Here is a 22,354-nt window from a genome sequence, read left to right as displayed (position 1 = left end):
GCCGGGAAGCATAGCCACATGCCATTCTGGTGTAGATTTGGAACCCTGACGACCGTCGTTCTCGCCTTGGTCGGGACCCACGTCGGTCCGGCGGCCGCCCAGGAGCCCCGAACAAAGAGCGTGGGGACGGCTCGTTTTCTGGGTATCGGATCCACTCTGATCGTCGGCGGCGGCGGGGCCGGTTTGTACTTTTTCGGAAAATCGCAAGACAACGCGAATGCCCAGGCTATGGGCACGGTGCTCGGCGCGGCGGGATTGGGGGTAGCGCCGTCCATGGGGCATGTCTACTGCGAGGAATACGAGCATGCGTTCTTATTCTCAATGTTCCGGTTCCTGGCGATGGGCGTGGCCGCGGGCGCCGCTGCGGGTGCGAAGGATGAAGACCGTTCGCTTAGGCCAGGGGAGTCCATGGCCATCCTGCTGGGGGGGGTTGGCTGGACCGCTCTGACGATCTATGATTGGTTCGATATTGACGACGCCGTGCGAAGGTACTCCGAGGGGCCGCCGGATCGGCGGGAGGAATACGGACTGCGCCTGGCGCCGTTGATGACGCGGGACACCTACGGCGCCGTCCTGCGAATCGAATTCTGAACCGCTTGGTCGACGGGATCACCATGAGCGGAAATAACCCGCTCACCCTGAGCCCGTCGAAGGGCGAGCGAGGCATCGGCTCAGCCGTGCGCAATGACTGGGGGCACCATCGTGGAGCATGAGAGGATCGTGATCGTCGGAGGCGGAATCGTCGGCCTCTCCCTCGGCTGGCAGCTCGCGCGTCGGGGCCGATCCGTTGAAATTCTCGAACGCGACCGGGCGGGTCGTGGCGCGAGTTGGGTGGCCGCCGGGATGCTGGCCCCGGGCGCAGAGGCGGGATTTGAAGAGGAAGACCTCCTGCGCCTCACCGAGGCAAGCCTCCGTTTGTACCCGCAGTGTATCCAGGAGTTGGAAGAGGATTCGGGAAGGAAGGTGGCGATGGATCGCAGCGGGAGCCTGATGATCGGTCTCAACCGCGATGATGTCGAACGGCTGCGGCGGTTGATGCGATTCCGCGAGAGGGTGGGACTGGCCGCAGAGTGGCTGGACGGAGCGGTGGCGCGCGAGCGGGAGCCGCTTCTATCTCCGCGGACCTGCGCCGCCGTGTGGATGCCGGGTGACGCCCAGGTCAATAACCGGGCGATGGTCGAGGCCTTGATCCGCGGCGTAAAGTCACGAGGGGGGAAAATTCATGAGGAGACTCCGGTCCGATCGATCTCGATCAGGAACGGTCGCGTGCGAGGGGTTCGCGCCGGCGAGGAAATGATGGAGGCGGAGACCGTTGTCGTGGCCGCAGGTTGCTGGTCGCGCGACATCGCGGGGATTCCCACGGCCATCGCGCCGGCCGTCCGCCCGGTTAAAGGTCAGATTCTCACACTCAGGATGTCCGACGCGTGCCGGCCCAAACATGCCGTCCGGGCACCGGACGTCTACCTGGCGCCGAAGGACGATGGCCGCCTGATGGTCGGTGCAACCAGTGAGGAGATGGGATTCGACACACTCCCCACGGCCGGGCCGATCATGAAACTGCTCCAACGGGCATGGGAGGCCATGCCCGCGATCTATGAGCTGCATCTGGAGGAGATTCAGGTCGGGCTGAGGCCGGGGAGCAGAGACCACGCGCCCTTGCTTGGCGGCACGGACGTACAGGGACTCTTTTATGCCACCGGTCATTACCGGCATGGGATCCTGCTCACTCCTATCACGGCTTACGCGATGAGCGAACTGCTGACGACCGGCCGCTGCCCGGATGTACTCCGGCCGTTCTCGCCGATGCGGTTCGCGAACCGCCGTCTGGATTCATGAGGGCGGGGTCATGGACGTTTCCGTGAACGGTGAGATGGTGTCGGTAGATGAGAATGCCGTCCTGTCGGATGTAATCCGGAATCTCCAACTCTCCCCCGAGCAATCGGGAACGGCCGTCGCCGTGAACGACGAAGTGATTCCGAAAGGGCGATGGGGTTCTCTGCGGATTCAAATGGGCGATCGGATCGAGATTGTCCGCCCCGTCCAGGGGGGCTAGGCGCATGGCTCCGGGGCAAGACATGGACAGGGGTGATACCCTGCATATCGCCGACCGCGACTTCCGGTCGCGATTGATTCTGGGGACGGCGCGATACCCCAGCCCTCGCGTCATGCTCGAAGCTCTGGAAGCGAGTGGAACGGAAATGGTGACCGTGGCGATTCGCCGCCTCAACCTGAAGGATTCCTCCGATGAAAGCGTGCTGAAACTCCTCGATCGATCCCGGTATTTCATCCTGCCGAATACGGCCGGTTGCTACACGGCGAAGGAAGCCGTCCTCACGGCGCAGCTCGCGAGGGAAGCACTCACCACCCACTGGGTGAAACTCGAGGTCATCGGGGACGACGAGACCTTATTCCCCGATGTGCCCGAGCTGCTGAAGGCGGCACAGACCCTTCTGGCCGAGGGTTTCGTTGTGCTTCCCTATTGCAACGACGATCCCATTACGTGCCGGAAGCTCGCGGACATGGGATGCGCGGCGGTGATGCCGTTGGGCGCTCCCATCGGTTCCGGCATGGGCATCCGCAATCCGTACAACCTTCAAATCATACGGGACCTGGTGAAAGTGCCGCTTATCGTGGATGCGGGTGTGGGGACGGCGTCCGATGTGGCCGTGGCGATGGAACTCGGAGCGGACGGCGTGCTTATGAATTCGGCAGTTGCGGGTGCCGAGCATCCCGTACAGATGGCGCGCGCGATGCGACTCGCCGCCGAGGCCGGGCGGCTCGCCTATCGGGCGGGTCGAATTCCCCGCCGACTCTACGCCACGGCTTCCAGCCCGCTGGAGGGCATGCTGGAGCCGAAGTCCGGAGGGTGATGGGTGCTAACGGCTGAATGCGGCGGAGCGGACGCGCACCTGCATGATCAGGTCTCCGAGGGCGAGGTTGAAATCGTAAAGATGCAGTCCGAGGCTGCCGAGGGATTGCGACGTGCTGAGGGGGTCCCCTCGGACGTCGATTGTGCCTGACCGTTCGCGAAGGCCGATAGCAAGATAGGCGTCGCCGTCCGGCTCTTTTCGGCAAGTAGCCGTGTAGCGGCCGGGCAGATGTTGGGCGGACTGGACGGCCGTGGGGCTCGCCCCCGGGGATGTGAACAACCCCATCAGGAAAGTCCCCTCGAGAATCCGCGCGTCATTCGAAGGCTGCGTCTTCCCGTTGCCGTCCATCACGACATCCGTCGGGCCGGCAGATTCGCTCGAGGGATTCACGCACGAGACGACATCTCCCGCCGAATAGGAGCGATAAAGATAGCCCATGGACCCCAGAAGTTCATCGATGCTGCCCCCGATGGCCGTGCGGCGCGGAAACTCATACCCCTCTGGAAACGACCGGTAGTGAATGACGCAACCGGTTTGGTCCGAGGACGTGCACAACGGGATGTCCGAAAATGATCCCCCGACGAATTGACCGGTCGGTGTGAAGACATTGAAGCCGATGGGCAGCGCGAGGAGAAGTTTTGTCCTCAGTTTGTTGTCCGCACCGTCGAAATAGAGGTGGAGGAGGTAGGAAGTCATTTGCGCCCCCTGCGAGTGGCCCATGAGGACCATCGGTCGGCCGTTGTTCCAGTGGTCGAGGTAGTACTCGAAGGCCGTGGCCACGTCCATGAACGCTTTCCGGAAGATACGTTCGCCCTCCGCATTGGTGAGGGCGTAGCTGGCGATGGTGGCCTGCCGGTAGTACGGGGCGAACACGCGGCAGACTTCCGAGAATCGTCCTGCCTGGGTTTGTACCGTGAGCTCGGGGAGACGTACTTCCGACAAATCGTCGTGATTGCCCGTCGTGAAACTCCAATCCACTGTGGGATAGATGTAGAAGCAATCGATGGGTGCCGAAGGGTCCGGCGCCGCCGGTTGATGGGTCGTGGATCCATCGGCTTCGATTCGGGTGTCCGTGTAGTTCACATCGCACACATCGTCCTTCCGGTCCGCCGTGCACGCCCATTTCGCGGGATCGGAATAATCGAGCGGAGTCTCTCCTAGATCCTCGGCCAGTTTCCGGGCGAGTCCGGGCGAGAATGAGGAGTCGGTTCCTCCGCTGCATGACATCACTGCGACGGCGAGCAGCATCGCGAGCCATTTGGGGTCAATGCTGAATGTTGACATTCTCCAGTCTGGGTTTGTCAACATTCAGCATTGACCCGGTGCGGCGGGTGCGTCATGCGGCTTGGAAGGTTTCCAGAAGCTGCCCGGCGGAGCCGCCGGTGATGAGAAGCACGACAAGGACGAGCGTGATGATGAGTAGGACGAACGGAGCCACCACGCCTCCGAGCCCGAGGGAGACGAGGGACTGGCCCGTGGAGAATTGATGCGCCTCGCGCACGGCGATCGTCGCGAGAAGGGTCGTATAGAAAAGATAGGCCCCATATCCGAAGAAGGGAAGAATTCCGAGGAGCAGTAGGGGCTGGGTGGCGCTGGTGTAGGTCAGGGCGATCACGGTCTGGACAAACGTTCCCTTTCCTCCAAGGAGGCGGGCCGTGGGATGAATGAAGGTCATCGCAAGCCCGAGATAGAAGAGGGGAACGGTGATCGGCGAGAGCAGGATCGAGCCGCCGTGATACAGATAGGCGCCGAGCTTGAGGAAGGAGTCCGAATCAGCCGTTTGGAGCATCTGCCGAAGAAACGAGAAGCGGCTTAGGCCGTCTTGTTCCAGCATGGCCAATGAACTCTTCCACCGAAGGAGCGAGACGGGGAAGGAGAGCAGAGACCCGGCGGCATTCAAGACAATCCCAAAGACCAGCGCCTGCTTGATGGAGGTGCGGCTCCGCAGGTCCCGGAAGAACACGCGCGGCGAGAAGAGGGCGCCGGCCCAGTCCTCCCAGGTTCGGCGAACGAAGGACGATCCCTTTGGCCCGGAGGGGTCGATCGGAGCGGGCGAGTCCCACGGGGGCGGCGCGTGGACCCCCTGACCATTCTGATCGCCGTCCCTGCCGCTCAGCAGAAGGGAGGGGGTGCCCGCATCAGGCGCGGCGGGAAAGGTGTCCACTCAGGTGGTCGACGCGGGCGCGGCGGGTCCGGCGTTCGTCGCCTCGCCCATGAGGGAGCGGACCTCGTTGGTCACGTGCATGGAGCAGAAGGACGGCCCGCACATGGAGCAGAACTCCGCTGTTTTGAAGGCTTCGTGCGGGAGCGTCTCATCGTGCATTTTGCGTGCCCGATCGGGATCCAGCGAAAGTGCGAACTGTTTTTCCCAGTCGAATTCGAATCGCGCCTTGGAGATTTCGTCATCCCGCTTCCTCGCCCCTTTTCGGCCGCGGGCGACGTCCGCCGCGTGAGCCGCAATCTTGTACGCGATCACGCCCTGCCGAACGTCCTCCACGTCCGGTAGCCCAAGGTGTTCCTTTGGAGTGACGTAGCAGAGGAGGGCGGCGCCGGCGTATCCGGCCATCGTTGCGCCGATGGCCGAGGTGATGTGATCGTATCCAGGCGCAATGTCGGTGACGAGTGGGCCGAGAACGTAGAACGGCGCCTCGTGACAGAGCTTCTGCTCCATCTCGACGTTCATGGCCACCTTGTCGAACGGGATATGGCCGGGACCTTCGATCATGACCTGCACGTCGTGTTCCCATGCCTTCAGGGTGAGTTCTCCGAGTGTGCCAAGTTCGGCGAATTGGGCCTCGTCGTTTGCGTCCGCCAGGCAACCGGGACGCAGGCCGTCGCCGAGCGAAAAGGACACATCATATTGTTTCATGATCTCGCAGAGCGCCTCGAAGTGGGTGTAGAAGGGATTCTCCTTGTCGTGCATCATCATCCACTGGGCCATGAGCGCGCCGCCGCGGCTGACGATGCCGGTGATGCGATGCTGGGTGAGTGGGAGATACTTCCGCAGGACGCCGGCATGAATGGTGAAATAGTCCACGCCCTGCTTCGCCTGATGCTCGATCATGCCGATGAGATCGTCTTCCGTGAGGTCTTCGAGTCGGCCACGCGCGTTGGCGATGGACTGGTAGATCGGCACGGTTCCGACGGGCACGGGGCTTTCGGCAACGATCGCCTTGCGAATCCCGTCGATGTCGCCGCCGGTGCTGAGGTCCATCACGGTGTCCGAACCGAGGTGCACGGCCGTGTGGAGTTTCTCGATCTCCTGTCCCACGTCGGACGTGATGGCCGAGTTGCCGATGTTGGCGTTGATCTTGGTGGAGGCCGCGATGCCGATCCCGATCGGTCGGAGCTTGCGGGCAAGGTGATTCACATTGGCGGGGATGATCATCCGGCCCCGCGCCACCTCGGAGCGGACCAACTCGGTGTCCAGTCCCTCGTGCTCGGCGACGAATTTCATCTCGGGAGTCATCTCCCCCTTGCGGGCAGAGTGCATTTGCGTACGATTGCCGTTGGCGGTCACGTTTGCTTTCATGGCGAATCCTCCTGGCCCAAGGCCATGGTTCATCGCGCGGGGGGAGTTCTAGTGGCGTCGGCGCTTACCTTCGCAGGCATGACCCTGATCAGGCTTCCGGAGTCTCGTTCTCAGCTCGCCGGTTTTCTGTTCCGACAGGCACCCCCAGCGCTCTATGGGCCCATGATACGGCGGGAGTCGGGATTGTCAACCTTTTCGCGGGCTGAAGCCCGCGGCTACCGGAATGGAGGCGCGCTGCCTGCGGTAGGCGCACCCTTTATGGGTGCGTCTTTCTTCCCAAACCAAACGATCGTAGAACCCGCCCGGCAATGAGATCGGGCACGGACGATGGGAGGAGCCACCGGAGAAATGCCTCGGTCTTGGCATCCAGCCCCACGGTGTAGCGGAGGCGGGTGGAGCGGGCCTCCACTACGCGAGCGATCCGATCGGCCACACGCTGGGGGTCGCCGCCCAGCTTCTCCACACGCTCGTAAACCTTCATAAGCACTTTTTCGGTGACGGCCTTGTAAGGACTGGTCGGACTCTCGGCGTGCCTGGCCATGCGGCGATTGGAAGTGAAAATGTCCGTTTTGAAGGTGCCCGGCTCTACCAACACGACCTCCACGCCGAAGGGCTTCAGTTCGTAACGGAGCGATTCGCTCAGCCCCTCCAGCGCGAACTTGCTCGCGCTGTAGGCGGTCATGCCGGGCAGAGGAACGCGCCCGCCGATGCTGGTGACGTTGATGATTCGCCCGTAACCCTGCTTGCGCATGATGGGGGCCACTTCGCGAATCAAGGCCACCGCGCCGAAGAAATTGGTCTCCATCACATCCCGCAGATCGGCTTCGTCCATGTCCTCGAAAAAGCCGCCGAGGCCGATTCCGGCATTGTTGATGACCACGTCCAGCCGATGCACCCGGCCGAGGATATCGTGCACGGCGCGATGAATGGAATCGTTTCGCGTTACGTCGAGGGGAACGAGGGTCAGTGGAGGGGCGTTCTCTTCAATCTTGATCCCCGCCTGGGTGGCGGCGTCCCGGAGCGCCTCAGCCTTGGATGGATTGCGCATCGAAGCGAAGACCCAGTGTCCGCGCCGCGCCAACGCAATGGCGGCAAGCAGTCCGAACCCGCTGGAGGTGCCCGTGACGAGAACGACCTTCCCGATTTTCTTTCTGGCGGCTTTGGGCATCTCCATCGGATAGTCCGGAGAAGGGTGGTGTGTCAAGGAGAAAGAGTGTCATTTCTGACATGCACGAGGCGGGACTTGGGCCGACCTGCGGACAATGTGTTGATAACGCATAAGATCCCGTGCGTCGAATCCGATGTTGGTCCTTGACTTGCTTCCCCTCGATTGTTAGAAAGGAGCCAAGCATGCGTATCGCATCGTTTCGACTGATTACATCGGCAGGTTTGGGGGCCGCGGTCAGTATTCTCACTCCGTTCGTGGCATGGGGCGCCATCAGCAAGGGCCCGTATCTCCAATCGGTGAATTCCTCGTCCGTTGTGGTGGTGGTTGAATCGGGGGCGTCCTCGGCCACCGTGAATTACGGCCTCGATACTTTGTATGGAAAATCAGCGACCGCTTCGGATGTGAGCAACAATGATGTCATCGAAGTGGGCCTTGCGGGCTTGGCTCCATCGAGTTTGTACCACTACAAGGTCACCACGTCCTCGGGCGATGCGAGCAGCGATCTTACCTTCTTCACGGCGCCGGCTTCCGGCGAATCGTTCTCCTTCGTCGTCTACGGCGACAACCGCAAGGGAACGATTTTCGAGTCGGGCGGCTCGAACTCCGATCATCAGAAGGTGGTCGACGCGATCGTCGGGCAGTCGCCAGACTTTCTTGTGAACTCGGCTGATTTCGTGGCCACCGGAACGTCCTCGGGCGATTGGCAGAACTTTTTCGACATCGAGCGGACGCTGATCGGCAAATCGCCTCTGTTTCCGACGATGGGGAACCACGACACGGGGTCCCTCTACGGCAAGTTCTTCGTGACGCCCACCGCAGCGTCCGGGACGGAAGATTGGTACTCTTTCAACTACGGAAACGCTCATTTTGTTTCGGTGAATACGGAGCAGAATTTCGCCTCCGGCGGCAGCCAGTACGCTTTTCTCAACAATGATCTGGCCGCCAGCGCGGGGAAGGGTCCGTTGTTCGTTTTCTTCCACAAGCCACCGTTCAGTTCGGGGTACCACGGTGAGGACAGCGGCGTGAAACAGGACCTCGTGCCGCTCTTCCAGAAACATGGCGTGGACCTGGTATTCAACGGCCACGATCACAACTATGAGCGCACGAAATCGATCAACGGTGTGACCTACGTAGTCAGCGGGGGCGGCGGCGCGCCGCTTCGGGACGTGGGCTTATGTTCTTACAGTGTTACTTCAAGAAAGACGCTTAACCACTTATATGTTCAGGTATCTGGGAATGTTGTTACGGCGAAGGCCTACCAACCGGACGGCACGACCATCGATTCCTTCAGCGTGGACGCAACATCCAACGACGGCATGTTTAACTCCGGAGATCCTCTCCCCGCCTGCGGCTCCGGCGGCGGCGGGGGTGGCGGAGGATGCACGCAAGTCGGCTTTGGATCGACCGGCGGCTCGATGGCGGGCTCCATGGTGGGATTGATCCTCTTGGCCGGGTTCCTGGCACGCCGCCGGATCGGGTAGCATCTCCATCCGTTTCTCGAAAATTTCCGGCCGAGCGCTGTTTTCCGTCCCATCCCTGATTCTGGGAAGCTTTGCGGCCCTTTTCGTTTCTTGCAGCAACTCGGAACCCACCATCACCCCTGAACCACCCGCGGCTCAGTCTTTCTCATTCCTCTCAACGGAAACCGCCGCACCTCTGGTTCTGAAAAACGAAGCGGGCGCGGCGCATTCGGTTACGGCTGCCGATCGCAGTTTCGATACAGGAGTAATGGAAGCCGGGCAGTCCGTGTCGATTCCTTCTCCGCCTCCCGGCGAGTATCCCGTATTCTGCACCGTGCATTGGGACGCCGCGGATGAACAGGGCATGGTTTGGATTCGCCAATCCCTCGCGGCCGATGCCGCGCGGAGAAATGTCGAGGAAGGATTCACCCTGATCGAGGGCGATCCTACCTCGGCCGTGCGGGCCTTCCAAACGGCTCTATCATCGGATGCACTGGACTTCGTGGAAACGGAGAGGGAGAAGGCGAGAGCCGGGATCGCCATCGCGAGGATCTCCACTGCCTTTGCTCTGGCTGAGCCGATCCTGTCAGCCCCAAGGAGGCAGGGGAGCGCGGGAATCCGATCCATCGCCGAGAACCTGGTCGCGGGCCTGATGGACGCAAGAAGGCGCCTGTTCGGATTGAAAGAGATCGACTCGCTCCAATTTCATGTGCCGAAACTCCAGCTCCAGTTAGGGGATGCGGGCGATTTGGTGTTCGATCTCTCCGGCGACTACCAGGCGCTGGAGGTGCGATTTCTTTCGGCCATCGTGGGTCTTCTCGACGGTGTCGTCCAAATGGTCATGGCTCACAATCTGGACGTGCCGCTGGATCCGGCTTTTCTGGATGCCCTTTCGGCCGTGAGCTTCCAGGAACCGGGCGACATCGCGAAAGTCCGCGGGCTGGGCGCCGTGCTGGAGCGGAATCCGCAACTCCTGACGCTGGAAACCCCCGTGCGATTCGCTTCGGCGCGACGGATTTGGATTCAGGCGATGGACGCGCTTCTCGGAGCGGATGGACGGGTCTTCGTGGATGGCCTGAACGCGGGACTCACGACGGTTTCGGATCCGCCGCGTCCGATCGCGGTGATCGACGTCAATGCCAGCGGCCGCGTTGACGAAGGCGACCTCCTCAAACTCCCCGGTGTGGGGAATATACGATTGTCCGCCGAACTCCTGGGAAACATGAACGCACTGCCGATGTTCTTGGAAAAAGTGCGCGCATCGATCCAGGGGGAACCTCTGACGCGCGTCACGATGGCAGACCTCAACATTCCCCTGGCCTTCATGGGACTCAACCCACTCACGGACTTCATGGCGGTCGATCTGGGCGCTCTTTTTCGCAAGCCCGTGTCCGCACGGGACCTGCTCCCCGTCCGGTACGAGTCGAAGGGGTCGATCGTCCTGGCGGTGGAAGGGGAGATTGCGGAAAGCAACGAGATCCTGGCGACCATCCGGGTGACGCCGGAATTCTTCGAATCTTTGAAAGTGGGGGATGCGCCGCATTTCCAGGGCTTGGAAGTGGACGGCGTACGATACGAACTCCCCGCTGACGGGATCTCACCCTCCTCGGGCGATCCATCCGAACTCGTGCCGTACTACGCCTTCCGCGATCCGACGTTCGGCGGGATGTTATTCATCGCCCCGGGTTCATTCGGCTCCGTCTTCGGCGAAATCGTTTCCATCTGCGAAGTTGACGCCGAGGGCTTCTGCCCGGCCAGCCTCGGTCCCCTCAACGCCATCCTCGCCTACTTCGACGCCATCGCGGATTTGTGACCCGTGACCGCCGCTTGAGGGGGAGGCAATGGAGGTCGGCCCAGACGATTGCGCGATTGGGCTCTGTTTGAAAACTGCCCGTGCATGGCTTCGCCTGCGGAGCCTGAAGGCTCCGCTACAGAGGAAATCGCGAACATCCGTAGCGGGCCCTTTAGGGTCCGCGATACGTTTTCAAACAGAACCTAGCGCGGCTCGACGAACCCGCGCAGTTTCAGGCAGACGGCACGAATCATACCCGAAGGAGGTCGCCGCCGTTCATGCTACCTGACCCCGGCTGACCAGCGATGTTGACTGAAAAGAACGACCCCGGCCGACCCCGGCCGCGGCGGACGCGCGCGCGACTACTTGGGCGAGGGAAGCTGCTTCCGGGCGCGGCGGCGCTTCAATCCGTCATCGACCGATGACCAGGAGAGAATTCAGGGGAACGACCATTTCTTTCCCAACACCCGGTTGGGGATGACGACGACGTCTCAGTCGGGTTCCTGAACGAGAGCGGCCGCGGGAAGAGAAAGCCCCACCAACAAGGGAAGAATCGCGAGCAGAGTGAAGGCGATTCCGTCGAGCCGGACCAGATAGATCGCGAACCCGAGGAAGGGGAGGCCCAAAGCGGCCCGGACCACGCGCCCGATCGGCGTCAAGTACCAGCGCCGGAGCGAATCGGGCGTAGCTCAGCCCCCCATGGGCCGCGACAGCCGGGTCAGAACCTTCTCGTACAGCTCGCGGGTGAAGAACTTGTCGCGAATCAGCGCTTCCGGGACTGAATTCTTCGTCAGCTTGATCATTTCGTCCCGTGCTTCCTTGGTGGGGATCACGATTCCAATCCCTTTCTTCCGCATGCCGAAGAGGGCTTTTTCGTCGTCCTCGCGAGCCACCTGAATGATGGAAGGTTGATACTTCGCGTTGACCTGAAGGATGATGTCCCGGTACTCCTTCGGGAGGGCATCGAAGGGTTTCTTCGCAATGACCACCACCCCAGGTTCATAACGCAGATCGACTTTGAACACATACTTGACCTGCGTGTACCACTGAAGGGCGACACACGCGAGAGGCGTGGTCGTGATGAAATTCACCAGCCCGGTTTGAAGGCCTGAGAGAACCTCCGGCACCGGCAGAGGCGTGGGATTGATGTCCATCGCTTTCCAGGTTTCGTAGTGGACCTTGGCGCCGGCCCATACCCACGGCTTCTGCCGGCGAATGTCCGCAAGGTTCGTCACTTTCTCCTTCGAGTAGGCTTGGATGAACCCGGCTTGATCGATCAGACTGAGCAGGATGAACCCGCGCTCCAGAAACAGCTTGCCGAGTTCTTCCTTCATGAACGCCCTCACCTGATCGACCTCTTGGAGTGAATTGAACAGGAAGGGAAGTTCGAGGATCGAAACTTCCGGGGCGATTTCCTCCGCGCCCAGAACGGTGAATCCCCCGCCGTCCAACTGTCCGATTCTCATTTTTCGAACCATGTCCTTTTCGTCACCGAGCACGCCGCCTGCGTACATCTGAAACTTCATCTTCCCGCTGGTCAACTGGTTGATTTCATTGAACGAATCTGCCACAACGCGTTCCCACGTCGAGCCCTTCGGGGCGAGGGTGCCGACTTTCAACACGTATGAGCCTTGGGGTTGGGCCGAGGCCGAAGAAGCGAGCAGCATCAGTGCAAAGCAGGTGGAATATTTCGGAATTCGGAGCATAGCGAGGTATCTTAGGAAGTTCTGCCTGTTTGTCAACATCTCTTTTCGAGGCCGATTTTTTCCGTACGACATTTGACACACTGCGGCATGCGTGTTATGCGCCCTACGGGATATGAAGACGACGGCACCGAAAGAAACGCAGGAGGAAGAGGCAAGGATCATCAAGCGATATCCCAATCGCAAGCTCTACGACACGTCGAGAAGCAAGTACATCAAGCTGGACGAAATTGCGGACCTCATTCGCGAAGGGCAGGAGATCCGGATCATCGACAACGATACCGACGAAGACCTGACGTCCGTCATCCTCACTCAAGTGATCTATGAGGAGCAGAAAAAGAAGAAGAGCTTGCTGCCCATCCAACCTCTCAGGGGCCTGATCCAGTCCTTCGCGCACACCAAAGTGGGCGAGCGGTTCCAGGAGAGCACGGCGCGGTTCAGGGAGTTGCTGGAGGAATATCTGACGCCCAGCGGCCAGCTCCTGTTTCCCGGTCGGGAGGAGTTGGAGAAACACATCGAGAAGCTGATCAAGCGGGGTCAGATCACCTCCGAGGACGGCAGGCGATTCATCCAGGGAGTCCTCAAGGTGTCCCGCCGGAGCGTGGATGAAATTCAAAAGCGCATCGACGTCAGCATGAAGAACGCCCTCGCCCGCCTCAATATCCCCACGAAGAGAGACGTCGAAGCCCTGCGCCGACGGGTCGACGAGCTCATCCGTCGGTTGGACCATAGACGCCGGAAGTATTGACGTTGGATCGCGGCGAGGAGCGTCCCTCGCCTTCCTGGTACCCGCTGGGGGGCTTGGCGGTTCTGCTGATCTCATCGGCGGTTCTCCGACTGCCTTTCTGGGCCGATCGGCTGTTCCATTTGGATTCTTTGGGATATGCGGGGTGCACGGGCTGCCCGGGACCGGGAGTTGCGCACCCGCCGGGGTTCATCGGCTATTGTACGTTGACATCCATCGCCCATTGCCTGACCGGAAAGCGGATATTTTCCATGGTGCTGGTTTCCTTCCTTTCCACGATGGGATCCATCGCCCTCTGTTGGCGGCTCGCCCGGAGCGTCGGGATGGATTGGAAACGGGCCTTCCTCTCGACGGCTGCCTACTCGCTCAGTATCAACACTCTCTACTATAGCACCGTCGGTCTCAGCTACGCCGTGGAGGGATTTTTTGCCACCGCGGTTGGCTTCCTCGCGTTCCGTACGCTCCGGAAACGGACCTGGCGTGACGCCGTCGCCCTGACCGCGGCATGGGGTCTCGGCGGCGCTATTCGTCCCACGACGACGGTCTTTCTCGCCCCTTTGTGGCTGTACTGCTGCCTGCACGTCCGACCTCGATGGAGGGTTCTGGGGGTGAACGGTATTTTGGCCGCGGCCCTGATCGCCCCATGGGTCTACGGCAACCACCACTTCCTCATGAAACATGGAGGGGGGCAGTCATTTGAATTTCAGGCGGGACTGGCCGGCAACTATGATCCGGCCACTCTTCTCAAGATCGTCCCCGGCCCATACGCGAATGTGAAGGGGATGGGTTATCACTGGCCCTTCATTGAGGTGGCGGTGTATGTGGATGATCGGCTGGGTACGCACCTTTTCCCGCGTCGTGAGAGGTGGGCGGATCCGTCGCTGAGGCACGCCCTTCGAATCGCGGCCTATCAAATTCTCAAGGTTGGTTTCTACGCGGGGGTCTCCGCTCCGGTGCTCCTCCCCTTCCTTTTCATGCTGTTCACGCGCATTCCTGTCAGCCGCAGGTCGAGCGCAACGCCGGCCCGACCCGACGAACCGCTCCGCCGGGGAGGAGATTGGACGAAGCCGGTCTTCTACATCTTGTGGTTCACTCCTGCATTACTGTTCTTCGTTGTGGGGCACATGGGGTCGTTCGGGTACCTCCAAGTCTTTCTCTCCGGACTGATCGTTGCCTGCTACGAATATACATGGACAAGGCCGAACGGGAATGGATATTCTCTTCGTCTGGCGACCGTCTCGAAAGTTCTTGCCATCGTTTTGCCGCTCGGTGGGGGAGCCTTTTTCCTCCTCGGGCGACCGCTTCAGAGTCAATCCAATGCGGCAACTCTGGCGACGGTGGCTTTGTTTCAATACACGGGACCCGCCATCCTGATGCGCTACAATGTCTCTCGCGCCGACCTGATCGTTGAACGCATGCAGGGCGGGAAGCCGTGGTGGCGCACCGAACTGCCTCATAGGACCTTCGACGAGTAGGATTTCTAGCCCCACCAGACCGATTTTCTTTTCTTCACAAGTCCGTTGATCATCTCCTGAAGTCGGTCCCGAATATCTTCTTTGTAGAGATTGACCTTCAAGTCTTCGTCCGGCGCCCCGAGGACGTTGGATGGAAGAAGGATCGGTTCACCGAACTCAATGGTCCACTTGGTGGGGAAGGGGACGAGCCCTCCGGTCGGCCCCAGCAACGGGGTCAGAAACAGCATGTTCGGCGTGATGGGGAAGTAGGGGATGCCGATGATCCGCGCGAGGAGGTCGGATTTGGCGATCATGGGCATGCTTTCCTCGGCGCCGACGACCGCCACGGGGATCAAAGGCGCCCGTGTGCGGAGCGCCAGGCGAATGAATCCGCCCCGGCCGAACCGCTGAAGGTGATACCGCTCGCGATAAAGCTTGCCGATGCCTTTGACTCCCTCGGGGAAGACGGCCACGAGCTGATCGTTGCGGAGCAGGCGTTCGGCGTTTTCCTGGCACGCGCGGACGGTGCCGCCTTTCGTCATCATGGGCGAGAGGATCGGGTAGTTGCTGAACATGTCCTCCGCCAGGAATCTCGGAATGCGCCCGCTGGGATGGTCGAACATGACGGCGGCGCACACCATCATCCCGTCGTAGGGCAGGACCCCCGAATGGTTTCCGACGAGAAGCCCCCGACCCTCGGAAGGAACATGCTCAAGCCCTTTGACGTCCACGCGGAAATATTTCCGGTAGAAGAATTCGACGATGGGTTTGACGAAATCGAAGAACACGGGGTCGAGTCCGTACTCGTCCACCTGCTCCGACCGGAGAATCATGCGCAGGCGGTAGAACGATTGAAGGGCACGGTCGATCAGGGATAGATCGGGACGAGTCTTGGTGGGTTCTGCCGGTTCGCCGGTACGAGTTGCCGGGCGCTCATCCCTGGGAAGGGAGGCTGGCCGCTGCGGGCCCGGCGCTGGGATGTGACCCTGACCGTCCGACGAAACAAATTTCCGGAGCACCGCAAGATCGCTCTCCAACTCCTCCAAGGACTGCATCCCTCCTTTGGCCCAGGAAGGTGGCCGATCGATCTTCTTCTGGATACGGTTGAGGGTCTCATCGAGTTTTGAACGGAACTGCCGGCTTCGTGCCTGGAGCCGGGCATCGAGCAGGGTGTCGATCTCGCGGGCGGAGAGAGCGGTGCGCTTGGTCACGGCTTGAGAGGAACGCCGAGGAAATTGGCGAGGAGTTTCTTTCCTTCCGTGGTCAGTATCGATTCGGGATGGAATTGGACGCCTTCCAAGGGTGAATCCTTGTGGCGGACCCCCATAATTTCCTTATCTTCGCTCCGGGCGGTTACGGTCAGGCATTCCGGCAACGAAGCTTCTTCGATGACGAGGGAGTGATACCGGGTGGCTTCGAACGGATTCGGGAGGGCTCTGAACAGAGATTTTCCGTCGTGACTGATCTTGGAGGTCTTGCCGTGCATGATCTTTTTCGCCTGGACGATCCGGCCTCCGAATGCGGCCCCGATGCTTTGGTGCCCGAGACACACGCCCAGGATGGGAATCTGTTCGTGGAAAGTCCGAATCAGTTCCACCGAGATCCCCGCCTCTTTCGGAGTGCAAGGACCGGGCGAAATGACGATCTTTTCAGGGGCTTTTTTCTTTATTTGGTCGAGCGTAATCTTGTCGTTGCGGTGGACTTCGACCTTCGCCCCCAGTTCCTCCACGTATTGAACGAGGTTGTAGGTGAACGAATCGTAGTTGTCGATGACCAGGATCACCGGATCTCCTCTCCTTCAGGGACCAAGCCCCGGGCGGCCAGGTCAAAAGCACGTTTCAGGCCACGTTTCAGGCCAAGCGCCTTGTTCTCGGTTTCCACGTACTCACGATCGGGAACGGAGTCCACGACGATGCCCGCCCCGGCCTGCACATAAAACCGGCCTCTCCGGTGGAGGATGCTGCGAATCGTGATGCACATGTCCATATTCCCGCCGAATCCGAAATACCCGACACTGCCGGCGTAGAAGCCCCGACGCGTGGGCTCCAGTTCTTCGATAATTTCCATCGCCCGCACCTTCGGCGCGCCGGTCAGCGTCCCCGCGGGGAAACAGGACGAGAACACGTCGAAGGCATCCAGGCCGGATTGAAGCCGCCCCACGACGTTGGAGACGAGGTGCATCACCGTGGAGTAGCGTTCGACGAACATGAGATCCGTGACCTTTACGCTTCCCTCGACGGCGACCCGCCCGATATCGTTGCGGCCGAGGTCCACGAGCATGATATGTTCGGCCATTTCCTTCGGGTCTTTGCGCAGCTCTTGCTCCAGGTTCTTATCCTCTTCCGGGGTCCTACCTCGGGGGCGTGTTCCGGCGATGGGACGTGTGATCAGTTTCCGGTCTTCGAGTCGAACGAGGATTTCCGGGGACGAGCCGATCAGTCGGAGATCGCCGAAATTGAGATAGAACATGTACGGGGATGGATTGGTAAACCGCAAGGCGCGGTACAGCGTGAACGGGTCGAGCCGCGAGTGGTACTCCAGTCTTCGGGAAACGGCCACTTGAATGGCGTCCCCGCGAATCAGGTAGTTGCGCGCGGACTCCACGATGTTTTCGAACCGGGACCGTTCCATGTTGGGGGTGGGCGGACGCAGGGGGATTTTAGGCAGCGCAGGTGGGCGATGAGCCATCTGGAGCCTTCGCTTCATCGCCCTGAGCGTGCGGACGGCCTGTTCATACACTCGCCGGGGATTCGATCCCTTCCCCTTCCGTGCGTTGACCAGCAGGGTCAGGGTATGGTGGTTGCGGTCGAAGATGACCATCGGTCCTCCGACAAAGAAGCAGGCATCAGGAAGGTGGAGGTCATCCTTGGCGCGCGCAGGCAGCCGTTCGATGAACCTCACGACGTCGTAGGAGAAAAAGCCGACGGCGCCGCCGCTGAATCGCGGCAATTCCGGAGCAGGAGCCTGACGATAATCGTTCATGATCCCGCGGAGCGCTTCAAGGGGGTGGCCGGTCCCTTTTCGAGTGGATCCGTTGCGGTGGATCTCGAACCGGTTTCCCCGGCTTCGAAACACGGTTTCGGGGTCCAGGCCGATGAAGCTGTATCGCCCCCACTGTTCCGGTCCCTCCACGCTTTCTAGGAGATAACCGGGACGGTTGCCGACGATCTTCCGATAGGCGGTCAATGGAGTCTCGTCGTCCGCCAGGATGACCTCCCGGACGGGGATGACGGAGTACGTTTCCGCCAGATGCATGAATTCCTTCAGGTCAGGTTTCATGAGGGTGAGAATGGATCAGGGAACCGAGCCGTCCTCGGCGGTCGTCATGGGGCGCGGGATCGGATTGTGGAGCGCCTCCACTCTTGCCGCTTCCTTGTTCCGAGTAAGGTCCCGGAGGCGGCAGAAGGCGCATACTTCCGCGGGAGTGGGCGCCCCGCCCCGCTCCGCTTCGCTCCGGCCCCCTTCGGGGACGGTGGATGGAGATTCATTCGGACCGGCACCGGGACGGCGAACGGATTCTACATGGGGATCTGCCCCGCCCCCTCCGCTCCGCTCCGGGGACGGCGAGTGGAATCGCGATGGGGTCATTGCGCCGCATTCCTTGCAAGGGCGCATCTCCGGTTTGGGGGCGGTCGGGAGACGATCCTTGGCTTTGAGGAAATTCGCCAGGAAGGTCCGCTTCATCCCGGGAGAATCGTGTTCGAGCCGGTTGATCACGTCTTTCATGTGCAGCGAAGTGGCGCCGGCCGCAAAAGGGCACTCGTCGTACACGTAAGGGATCCCCTCCACGCGGGCGTATAGCGCCGTTTCCTTCTCGGAGAAGAAGCAGAAGGGTTTCACTTTGCGCGCGAAGCCCTCCGCGGCCGGAAGGACAGGGTGTTGGCGTGATAGATAGTCCATATCCCATCGCAGGGTATTCGAGAAAAGCGTTGCCACCTCATCGTCGAGGTTGTGTCCCGTGGCCATGACGGCGAATCCGCCCTCGATGGCGACGCTGTTCATGTAGTGGCGTTTGATGGTTCCGCAGGGTGAACAGGGCGGGCGACGCGCGGCCCGGCGAATTTCCGGGATGCCGAAGCCGAGCGTTTCCTGGAGGTCGACGACGTGGAGCTTCCTCCCGATCCGGTCTGCATAGGCTTGGGCGAACGTCAGGGAGTCCTCCGAGTAGGGTGGGGGGGGGGGTGCTCCCTCGTCGCGGTGATCGGATTGGATCCTCAGGTGAATGTAGAACCCGTCTGTTTCGTATCCGAGTTTTAGAAGAGCGTGCCAGAGGCCGAGGCTGTCCTTGCCGCCGGAGACGGCAACGAGGACCCGATCCTGCCGCGTGAACATTTTCAGCCGTTCGATCGTCCGCTGTGTATGTTTTTCGAACCATGCGGGATAGCACGTTTTGCACAATCGCAGACGATAGGCTGGGAGGTGAACGATGGCCTTTTGTCCGCACGGGGTACATCTCATTTTCGTTTGTCCCTGGCTTTCGAGCGCATGGCCTCGATCTTTCCCTCATCCGCAAAGCTGAAATGGCGGTTCCCGCCGATGATCACATGATCCAAAACGCACAGGTTGAGGATTTCACCGGCCCACACCATTTCCTGGGTCACGCGTTCGTCCTCTGCGCTGGGCGCAGGATCTCCGGAAGGATGGTTGTGGATGAGAATCAGAGCCGCGGCGCCCCGGCGGAGTGCGCGCTCCACAATCTCGCGGGCGAACACGCTGCTCCGGTTGACGGTTCCCCTGCTGAGGCGCTCCTGGGCCAGCACATGATTACGTGAATTGAGAAAGAGCACGTCGAGCACTTCTTTCTTTAGGTCCCGCAGCTTGGGAGAAACAAGTTGAAAAACGTCCCCGGAGCCGCGGATGTACAATTCGTCCGGCTTCGGAGCATGGGCCGCCCGGCGGCCGATTTCCAGCGCGGCGAGAATCTGGGCAATTTTTGCCGGCCCCAAGCCCTTCACACCTTGGTAGTCGGCGGCATCGGAGCGGGCAAGCACGGCCCATCCGCCCACGTCCTTGAGGACCTGCCGGGCGAGGTCCACCGCGCTGAGGCCTTTCACTCCCGTGCGGAGCAGAATGGCCAGCAGTTCGGCATCGTTCAGAGAATCCGGTCCCATTTGAATCAGCTTTTCCCTCGGCTGATCGCTATCGGGCCAATCTTTTATGGGGATTCTATAGGAAACGCGGGCCCCATCGGGGATGGGGCCGGGAACGGAGTTGGAACGAGGCAGGCTTGCCGGATCCGCTCCACCAGAAATGGCGCGGATAATTTCGACTTCGTCTTCGGGGCGGAGGAACTCGTCTTCCGTGACGATTTCGCCATTCTTGGCGACCAGAACGACTTCCGGGAGGAGATTCATCTTTTTCAAAAGCTGCCCGGTGGTCATGGAGCCCTCGAATTCCAGGACCTTGTGGTTGAACGTCACCCGGATCATGTGGGCTCGACCGCCTCTGGCGATTCCTCTCCGGCCGGCACCTCGGGGACGGGCTCCGCTCGACGTTCATTGATCTTCCTGGCGAAGGTCAGGAATGCCGTGTGCCCGATCATCCGCTCGAACGGCCGAGTTCTTCCTTCCCGGGCCAGAATGATCCGCGTAAGTATTTCGATCGTCTCGAGGAAGATGAACCCGCCTCGACCCAACGCGATAGCGGTCTTCTCCACCTGATTGTACGTGGGGGACAGGCTCACCCAGCGTCCGCCGCCCCGAAGGGCGGTCCAGACAGGTTCGACCACTTCCCACGGTTCAGGCACATCCACCATGGCCGCATCCAGATCCGATTCGTCGTACCGGTCCGGGATCGAGGCCGTCTTGAACTGGATCGTGTGGGTGAGATTGAGCCACCGCGTATTGCGAAGGGCCTTCTCGATCCTGTCTTCGCGACGATCATAGGCGTAGACCTTTCCGGTATCCCCCACGGCATTCGCCAGCGCCATGGTGAGAGCGCCCGAGCCGAATCCCACCTCCAAAACGCGATATCCTTTCAGGACACCGGCCTTGAGGATGATGAGGGCCGCCTCCTTGGGATAGATGATCTGGGTCTGCCGCTGGATTTTCATCATCATGTCTTCGAGTGTCGGTTCCAGGAGAATGACGGTGTTCCCGAGGTGGGTGCGAATGGAGTCTCCGAAGGGGTGGCCGATGGCATCGTCCATCGAGATCATCCCCTTGTGGGTGTGAAGCTTGTCCCCGGGATGGACCGTTTTCAGATACGTTCGGCGCGCATCCAGATAGAACAAAACCGCCGTGCCCTCACTGATTTGCATCGGGGCATTGTAGACCCCTTCGGCTAAGAGTTGAAGGGTGTGGGGGGTGGATCAGCTCAAATGGCGGCGGAAGGCCACGAACCCGAGCGAGAGGAGCAACAGCGCGAGTGAGCCGGTACCGTCCGAGGCCGCCACCATCGTGCAGCCGCCGCCGCCCGTATCGCCGCCACCGCCCCCACCGCCGCCGGTGGAGGATTCGGCCTTGAGGTCGTCGAGATAGCGATTGAAGGTGTAGGTCAGGAATCCGGGATCGTTCTCATTGGGAATCGTGTACCAGAGCTGCGCGACGTAAGCGGCATCGATGAGCCAGTCGCCCGAGTTCACTCCGTCTTTTCCACCCCATCCCCAACCGGGATGGCCGCCGCCGCCGTACGTATCGCCGCCGAAATCCTTCCCGATGGGCTTGCCGATTGCGCCCAGGCGGACGCCGCTGTACTGAACGGCTTTGTCAAAGGGGTTGCCGTTCCCGGCATCGTGGCGTCGAAGCCAAAGATCGGCAAGTTCATCGATCAAGTCGTAGGCGACGTCGGAATCATTCGCGCTGGAGGGAACTTCCGCCTTGCCCTTGAAGCGATAGACCACGCCGTCTCCGCCCGGGAAATCGGCGCATCGGCTGTCGCAGGGGAACGGGCCGTGTCCGTGCGCTTCCACGTAGATGCGGGGGTGGGAGCCGTTTTCATAACTGACGTCGGTGTCGAGACTTTTTTTGCCGCCGGTAACGGGGCTCCCTGAAGGCTTGTGGGAAGAAACGGAGCCGTGCGCCTGAGTCTCCATCACTTGGAGCGTCCCATATGCGCTGCCGTCTTTCGCGATGATCAGCCGGATCTGCTCGCCGTCGTTCTCGTGGCACTCGGTGAAAAGCCCGGTGCAGATTTGTTCCCAGTCGCGGGGATGGAAGAACGAGTAGATGATGTAGTAGTGAGTTTGGCTCTCCACCACGCTGAAGTAGATGTAACCGGGGTTGCTGACGTTCGGCTGGTTCTCCCAGTTGTCGTAGGCGTTGTAGTTGCCGTCGAAATTGAAATGGGTGATGAAATCCTGGCTGATGTTGCTGTCTTTGGTCGCCGTGTCTTGGAAGACGACGGGGGACCAGTGACCGGCCAAATCATAGTAGTCAGTGGCAAAGGAAGAATTGGCCAAGATCGCGAGTATGCCGATTGCCAGAACCGAAGAAAGTACTATTTTGCTGGTCGTTGTCATGCCGTGACTATTCGCAACGAGGAGGCCATCACCAAGTCTTTTGTTAGTTGAAATTGCAGTGTTTTTCAAGCGGATCCGCCCGATCCGTGGCGCCGTTTCTGAGATTTCCGGAATCGGCGTAACTCCTCTACACTTCGGCAAAAAAAAGTGTCAATTTTGATACTTCCTTGG

21 protein-coding genes and 1 riboswitch are annotated in these 22,354 nt (G+C 60.6%); of the genes, 8 read left to right on the top strand and 13 right to left on the bottom strand.

Annotation, left to right across the window (positions count from 1 at the left end):
* Positions 1-18 precede the first annotated feature (18 nt).
* From HYT87_08685 to HYT87_08670, 4 genes are all read left to right on the top strand, one after another.
* The gene (locus HYT87_08685) at positions 19-591 is read left to right on the top strand and encodes a hypothetical protein (GenBank protein ID MBI2059832.1); all 573 of its coding nucleotides are present in this window, start codon (positions 19-21) and stop codon (positions 589-591) included.
* A 93-nt stretch (positions 592-684) separates the two neighbouring features.
* Entirely contained in the window at positions 685-1,836 is a 1,152-nt protein-coding gene (gene thiO / locus HYT87_08680) for a glycine oxidase ThiO (protein ID MBI2059831.1), read from the top strand.
* A 10-nt stretch (positions 1,837-1,846) separates the two neighbouring features.
* A complete protein-coding gene (gene thiS / locus HYT87_08675; GenBank protein MBI2059830.1) occupies positions 1,847-2,053 on the top strand; it encodes a sulfur carrier protein ThiS in 207 nt (68 codons plus the stop codon).
* 22 nt (positions 2,054-2,075) lie between these two features.
* Positions 2,076-2,870 carry a thiazole synthase gene (locus HYT87_08670; protein MBI2059829.1) on the top strand — a complete coding sequence of 265 codons (795 nt, stop codon included), beginning with the start codon at positions 2,076-2,078 and terminating at the stop codon, positions 2,868-2,870.
* A gap of 6 nt (positions 2,871-2,876) precedes the next feature.
* On the opposite strand, the gene HYT87_08665 is transcribed toward HYT87_08670, so the two are convergent.
* The 4 genes from HYT87_08665 to HYT87_08650 all read right to left on the bottom strand — a co-directional run bounded on the left by HYT87_08665 (position 2,877) and on the right by HYT87_08650 (position 7,570).
* The gene (locus tag HYT87_08665) at positions 2,877-4,154 is read right to left on the bottom strand and encodes a DUF3089 domain-containing protein (protein ID MBI2059828.1); all 1,278 of its coding nucleotides are present in this window, start codon (positions 4,152-4,154) and stop codon (positions 2,877-2,879) included.
* A 52-nt stretch (positions 4,155-4,206) separates the two neighbouring features.
* Positions 4,207-5,034: a YIP1 family protein gene (locus HYT87_08660; protein ID MBI2059827.1), complete on the bottom strand. Its 828-nt coding sequence runs from the start codon at positions 5,032-5,034 to the stop codon at positions 4,207-4,209.
* Positions 5,035-6,435, bottom strand: a complete 1,401-nt coding sequence (gene thiC / locus HYT87_08655) for a phosphomethylpyrimidine synthase ThiC (protein MBI2059826.1) — start codon at positions 6,433-6,435, stop codon at positions 5,035-5,037.
* 15 nt (positions 6,436-6,450) lie between these two features.
* Positions 6,451-6,558: riboswitch (TPP riboswitch) on the bottom strand.
* Positions 6,559-6,658: 100 nt separating this feature from the next.
* Positions 6,659-7,570, bottom strand: a complete 912-nt coding sequence (locus tag HYT87_08650; protein ID MBI2059825.1) for an SDR family oxidoreductase — start codon at positions 7,568-7,570, stop codon at positions 6,659-6,661.
* A 182-nt stretch (positions 7,571-7,752) separates the two neighbouring features.
* On the opposite strand from HYT87_08650, the gene HYT87_08645 reads away from it, so the two are divergent.
* A complete protein-coding gene (locus tag HYT87_08645) occupies positions 7,753-9,051 on the top strand; it encodes a metallophosphoesterase (GenBank protein ID MBI2059824.1) in 1,299 nt (432 codons plus the stop codon).
* 247 nt (positions 9,052-9,298) lie between these two features.
* A complete protein-coding gene (locus HYT87_08640; GenBank protein MBI2059823.1) occupies positions 9,299-10,843 on the top strand; it encodes a hypothetical protein in 1,545 nt (514 codons plus the stop codon).
* A gap of 470 nt (positions 10,844-11,313) precedes the next feature.
* Here the strand turns inward: HYT87_08640 and HYT87_08635 are convergent, their stop codons facing one another.
* Together HYT87_08635 and dctP are read right to left on the bottom strand one after the other, a co-directional pair.
* A complete protein-coding gene (locus HYT87_08635) occupies positions 11,314-11,463 on the bottom strand; it encodes a hypothetical protein (GenBank protein ID MBI2059822.1) in 150 nt (49 codons plus the stop codon).
* A 48-nt stretch (positions 11,464-11,511) separates the two neighbouring features.
* A complete protein-coding gene (gene dctP, locus HYT87_08630) occupies positions 11,512-12,528 on the bottom strand; it encodes a TRAP transporter substrate-binding protein DctP (protein MBI2059821.1) in 1,017 nt (338 codons plus the stop codon).
* Between the two features lie 112 nt (positions 12,529-12,640).
* Here dctP and HYT87_08625 point away from each other — a divergent pair, with 112 nt between their 5' ends.
* Together HYT87_08625 and HYT87_08620 are read left to right on the top strand one after the other, a co-directional pair.
* Positions 12,641-13,273, top strand: coding sequence for a phasin family protein (locus HYT87_08625; GenBank protein MBI2059820.1), 633 nt, complete (start codon positions 12,641-12,643; stop codon positions 13,271-13,273).
* Positions 13,270-14,745, top strand: a complete 1,476-nt coding sequence (locus HYT87_08620; GenBank protein ID MBI2059819.1) for a glycosyltransferase family 39 protein — start codon at positions 13,270-13,272, stop codon at positions 14,743-14,745. The genes HYT87_08625 and HYT87_08620 overlap by 4 nt, the downstream gene beginning before the upstream one ends.
* 5 nt (positions 14,746-14,750) lie before the next feature.
* Here HYT87_08620 and HYT87_08615 read toward each other — a convergent pair whose 3' ends face one another.
* The 7 genes from HYT87_08615 to HYT87_08585 form a co-directional block, all read right to left on the bottom strand.
* On the bottom strand, positions 14,751-15,935 hold the full coding sequence (locus HYT87_08615; GenBank protein MBI2059818.1) for an acyltransferase family protein: 1,185 nt from the start codon (positions 15,933-15,935) through the stop codon (positions 14,751-14,753).
* Positions 15,932-16,507: an aminodeoxychorismate/anthranilate synthase component II gene (locus HYT87_08610; GenBank protein ID MBI2059817.1), complete on the bottom strand. Its 576-nt coding sequence runs from the start codon at positions 16,505-16,507 to the stop codon at positions 15,932-15,934. The genes HYT87_08615 and HYT87_08610 overlap by 4 nt, the downstream gene beginning before the upstream one ends.
* Positions 16,504-18,003, bottom strand: a complete 1,500-nt coding sequence (gene trpE / locus HYT87_08605) for an anthranilate synthase component I (GenBank protein ID MBI2059816.1) — start codon at positions 18,001-18,003, stop codon at positions 16,504-16,506. Before trpE ends, HYT87_08610 begins: the two co-directional genes overlap by 4 nt.
* A 15-nt stretch (positions 18,004-18,018) precedes the next feature.
* On the bottom strand, positions 18,019-19,182 hold the full coding sequence (locus HYT87_08600) for an adenine nucleotide alpha hydrolase family protein (GenBank protein ID MBI2059815.1): 1,164 nt from the start codon (positions 19,180-19,182) through the stop codon (positions 18,019-18,021).
* Complete coding sequence (radC, locus tag HYT87_08595) at positions 19,179-20,078, bottom strand: DNA repair protein RadC (GenBank protein MBI2059814.1); 900 nt, start codon at positions 20,076-20,078, stop codon at positions 19,179-19,181. Before radC ends, HYT87_08600 begins: the two co-directional genes overlap by 4 nt.
* A gap of 71 nt (positions 20,079-20,149) precedes the next feature.
* On the bottom strand, positions 20,150-20,983 hold the full coding sequence (locus HYT87_08590; GenBank protein ID MBI2059813.1) for a tRNA (adenine-N1)-methyltransferase: 834 nt from the start codon (positions 20,981-20,983) through the stop codon (positions 20,150-20,152).
* A 51-nt stretch (positions 20,984-21,034) separates the two neighbouring features.
* On the bottom strand, positions 21,035-22,123 hold the full coding sequence (locus HYT87_08585) for a hypothetical protein (protein ID MBI2059812.1): 1,089 nt from the start codon (positions 22,121-22,123) through the stop codon (positions 21,035-21,037).
* Between the last annotated feature and the right edge of the window lie 231 nt (positions 22,124-22,354).

Source organism: Nitrospirota bacterium, assembly GCA_016180645.1.
Classification (GTDB): Bacteria; JACPQY01; JACPQY01; order JACPQY01; family JACPQY01; genus JACPAV01.
The sequence above is the reverse complement of the archived record's forward strand: the minus strand, read 5'-3'. Positions and strand labels throughout refer to the sequence as shown.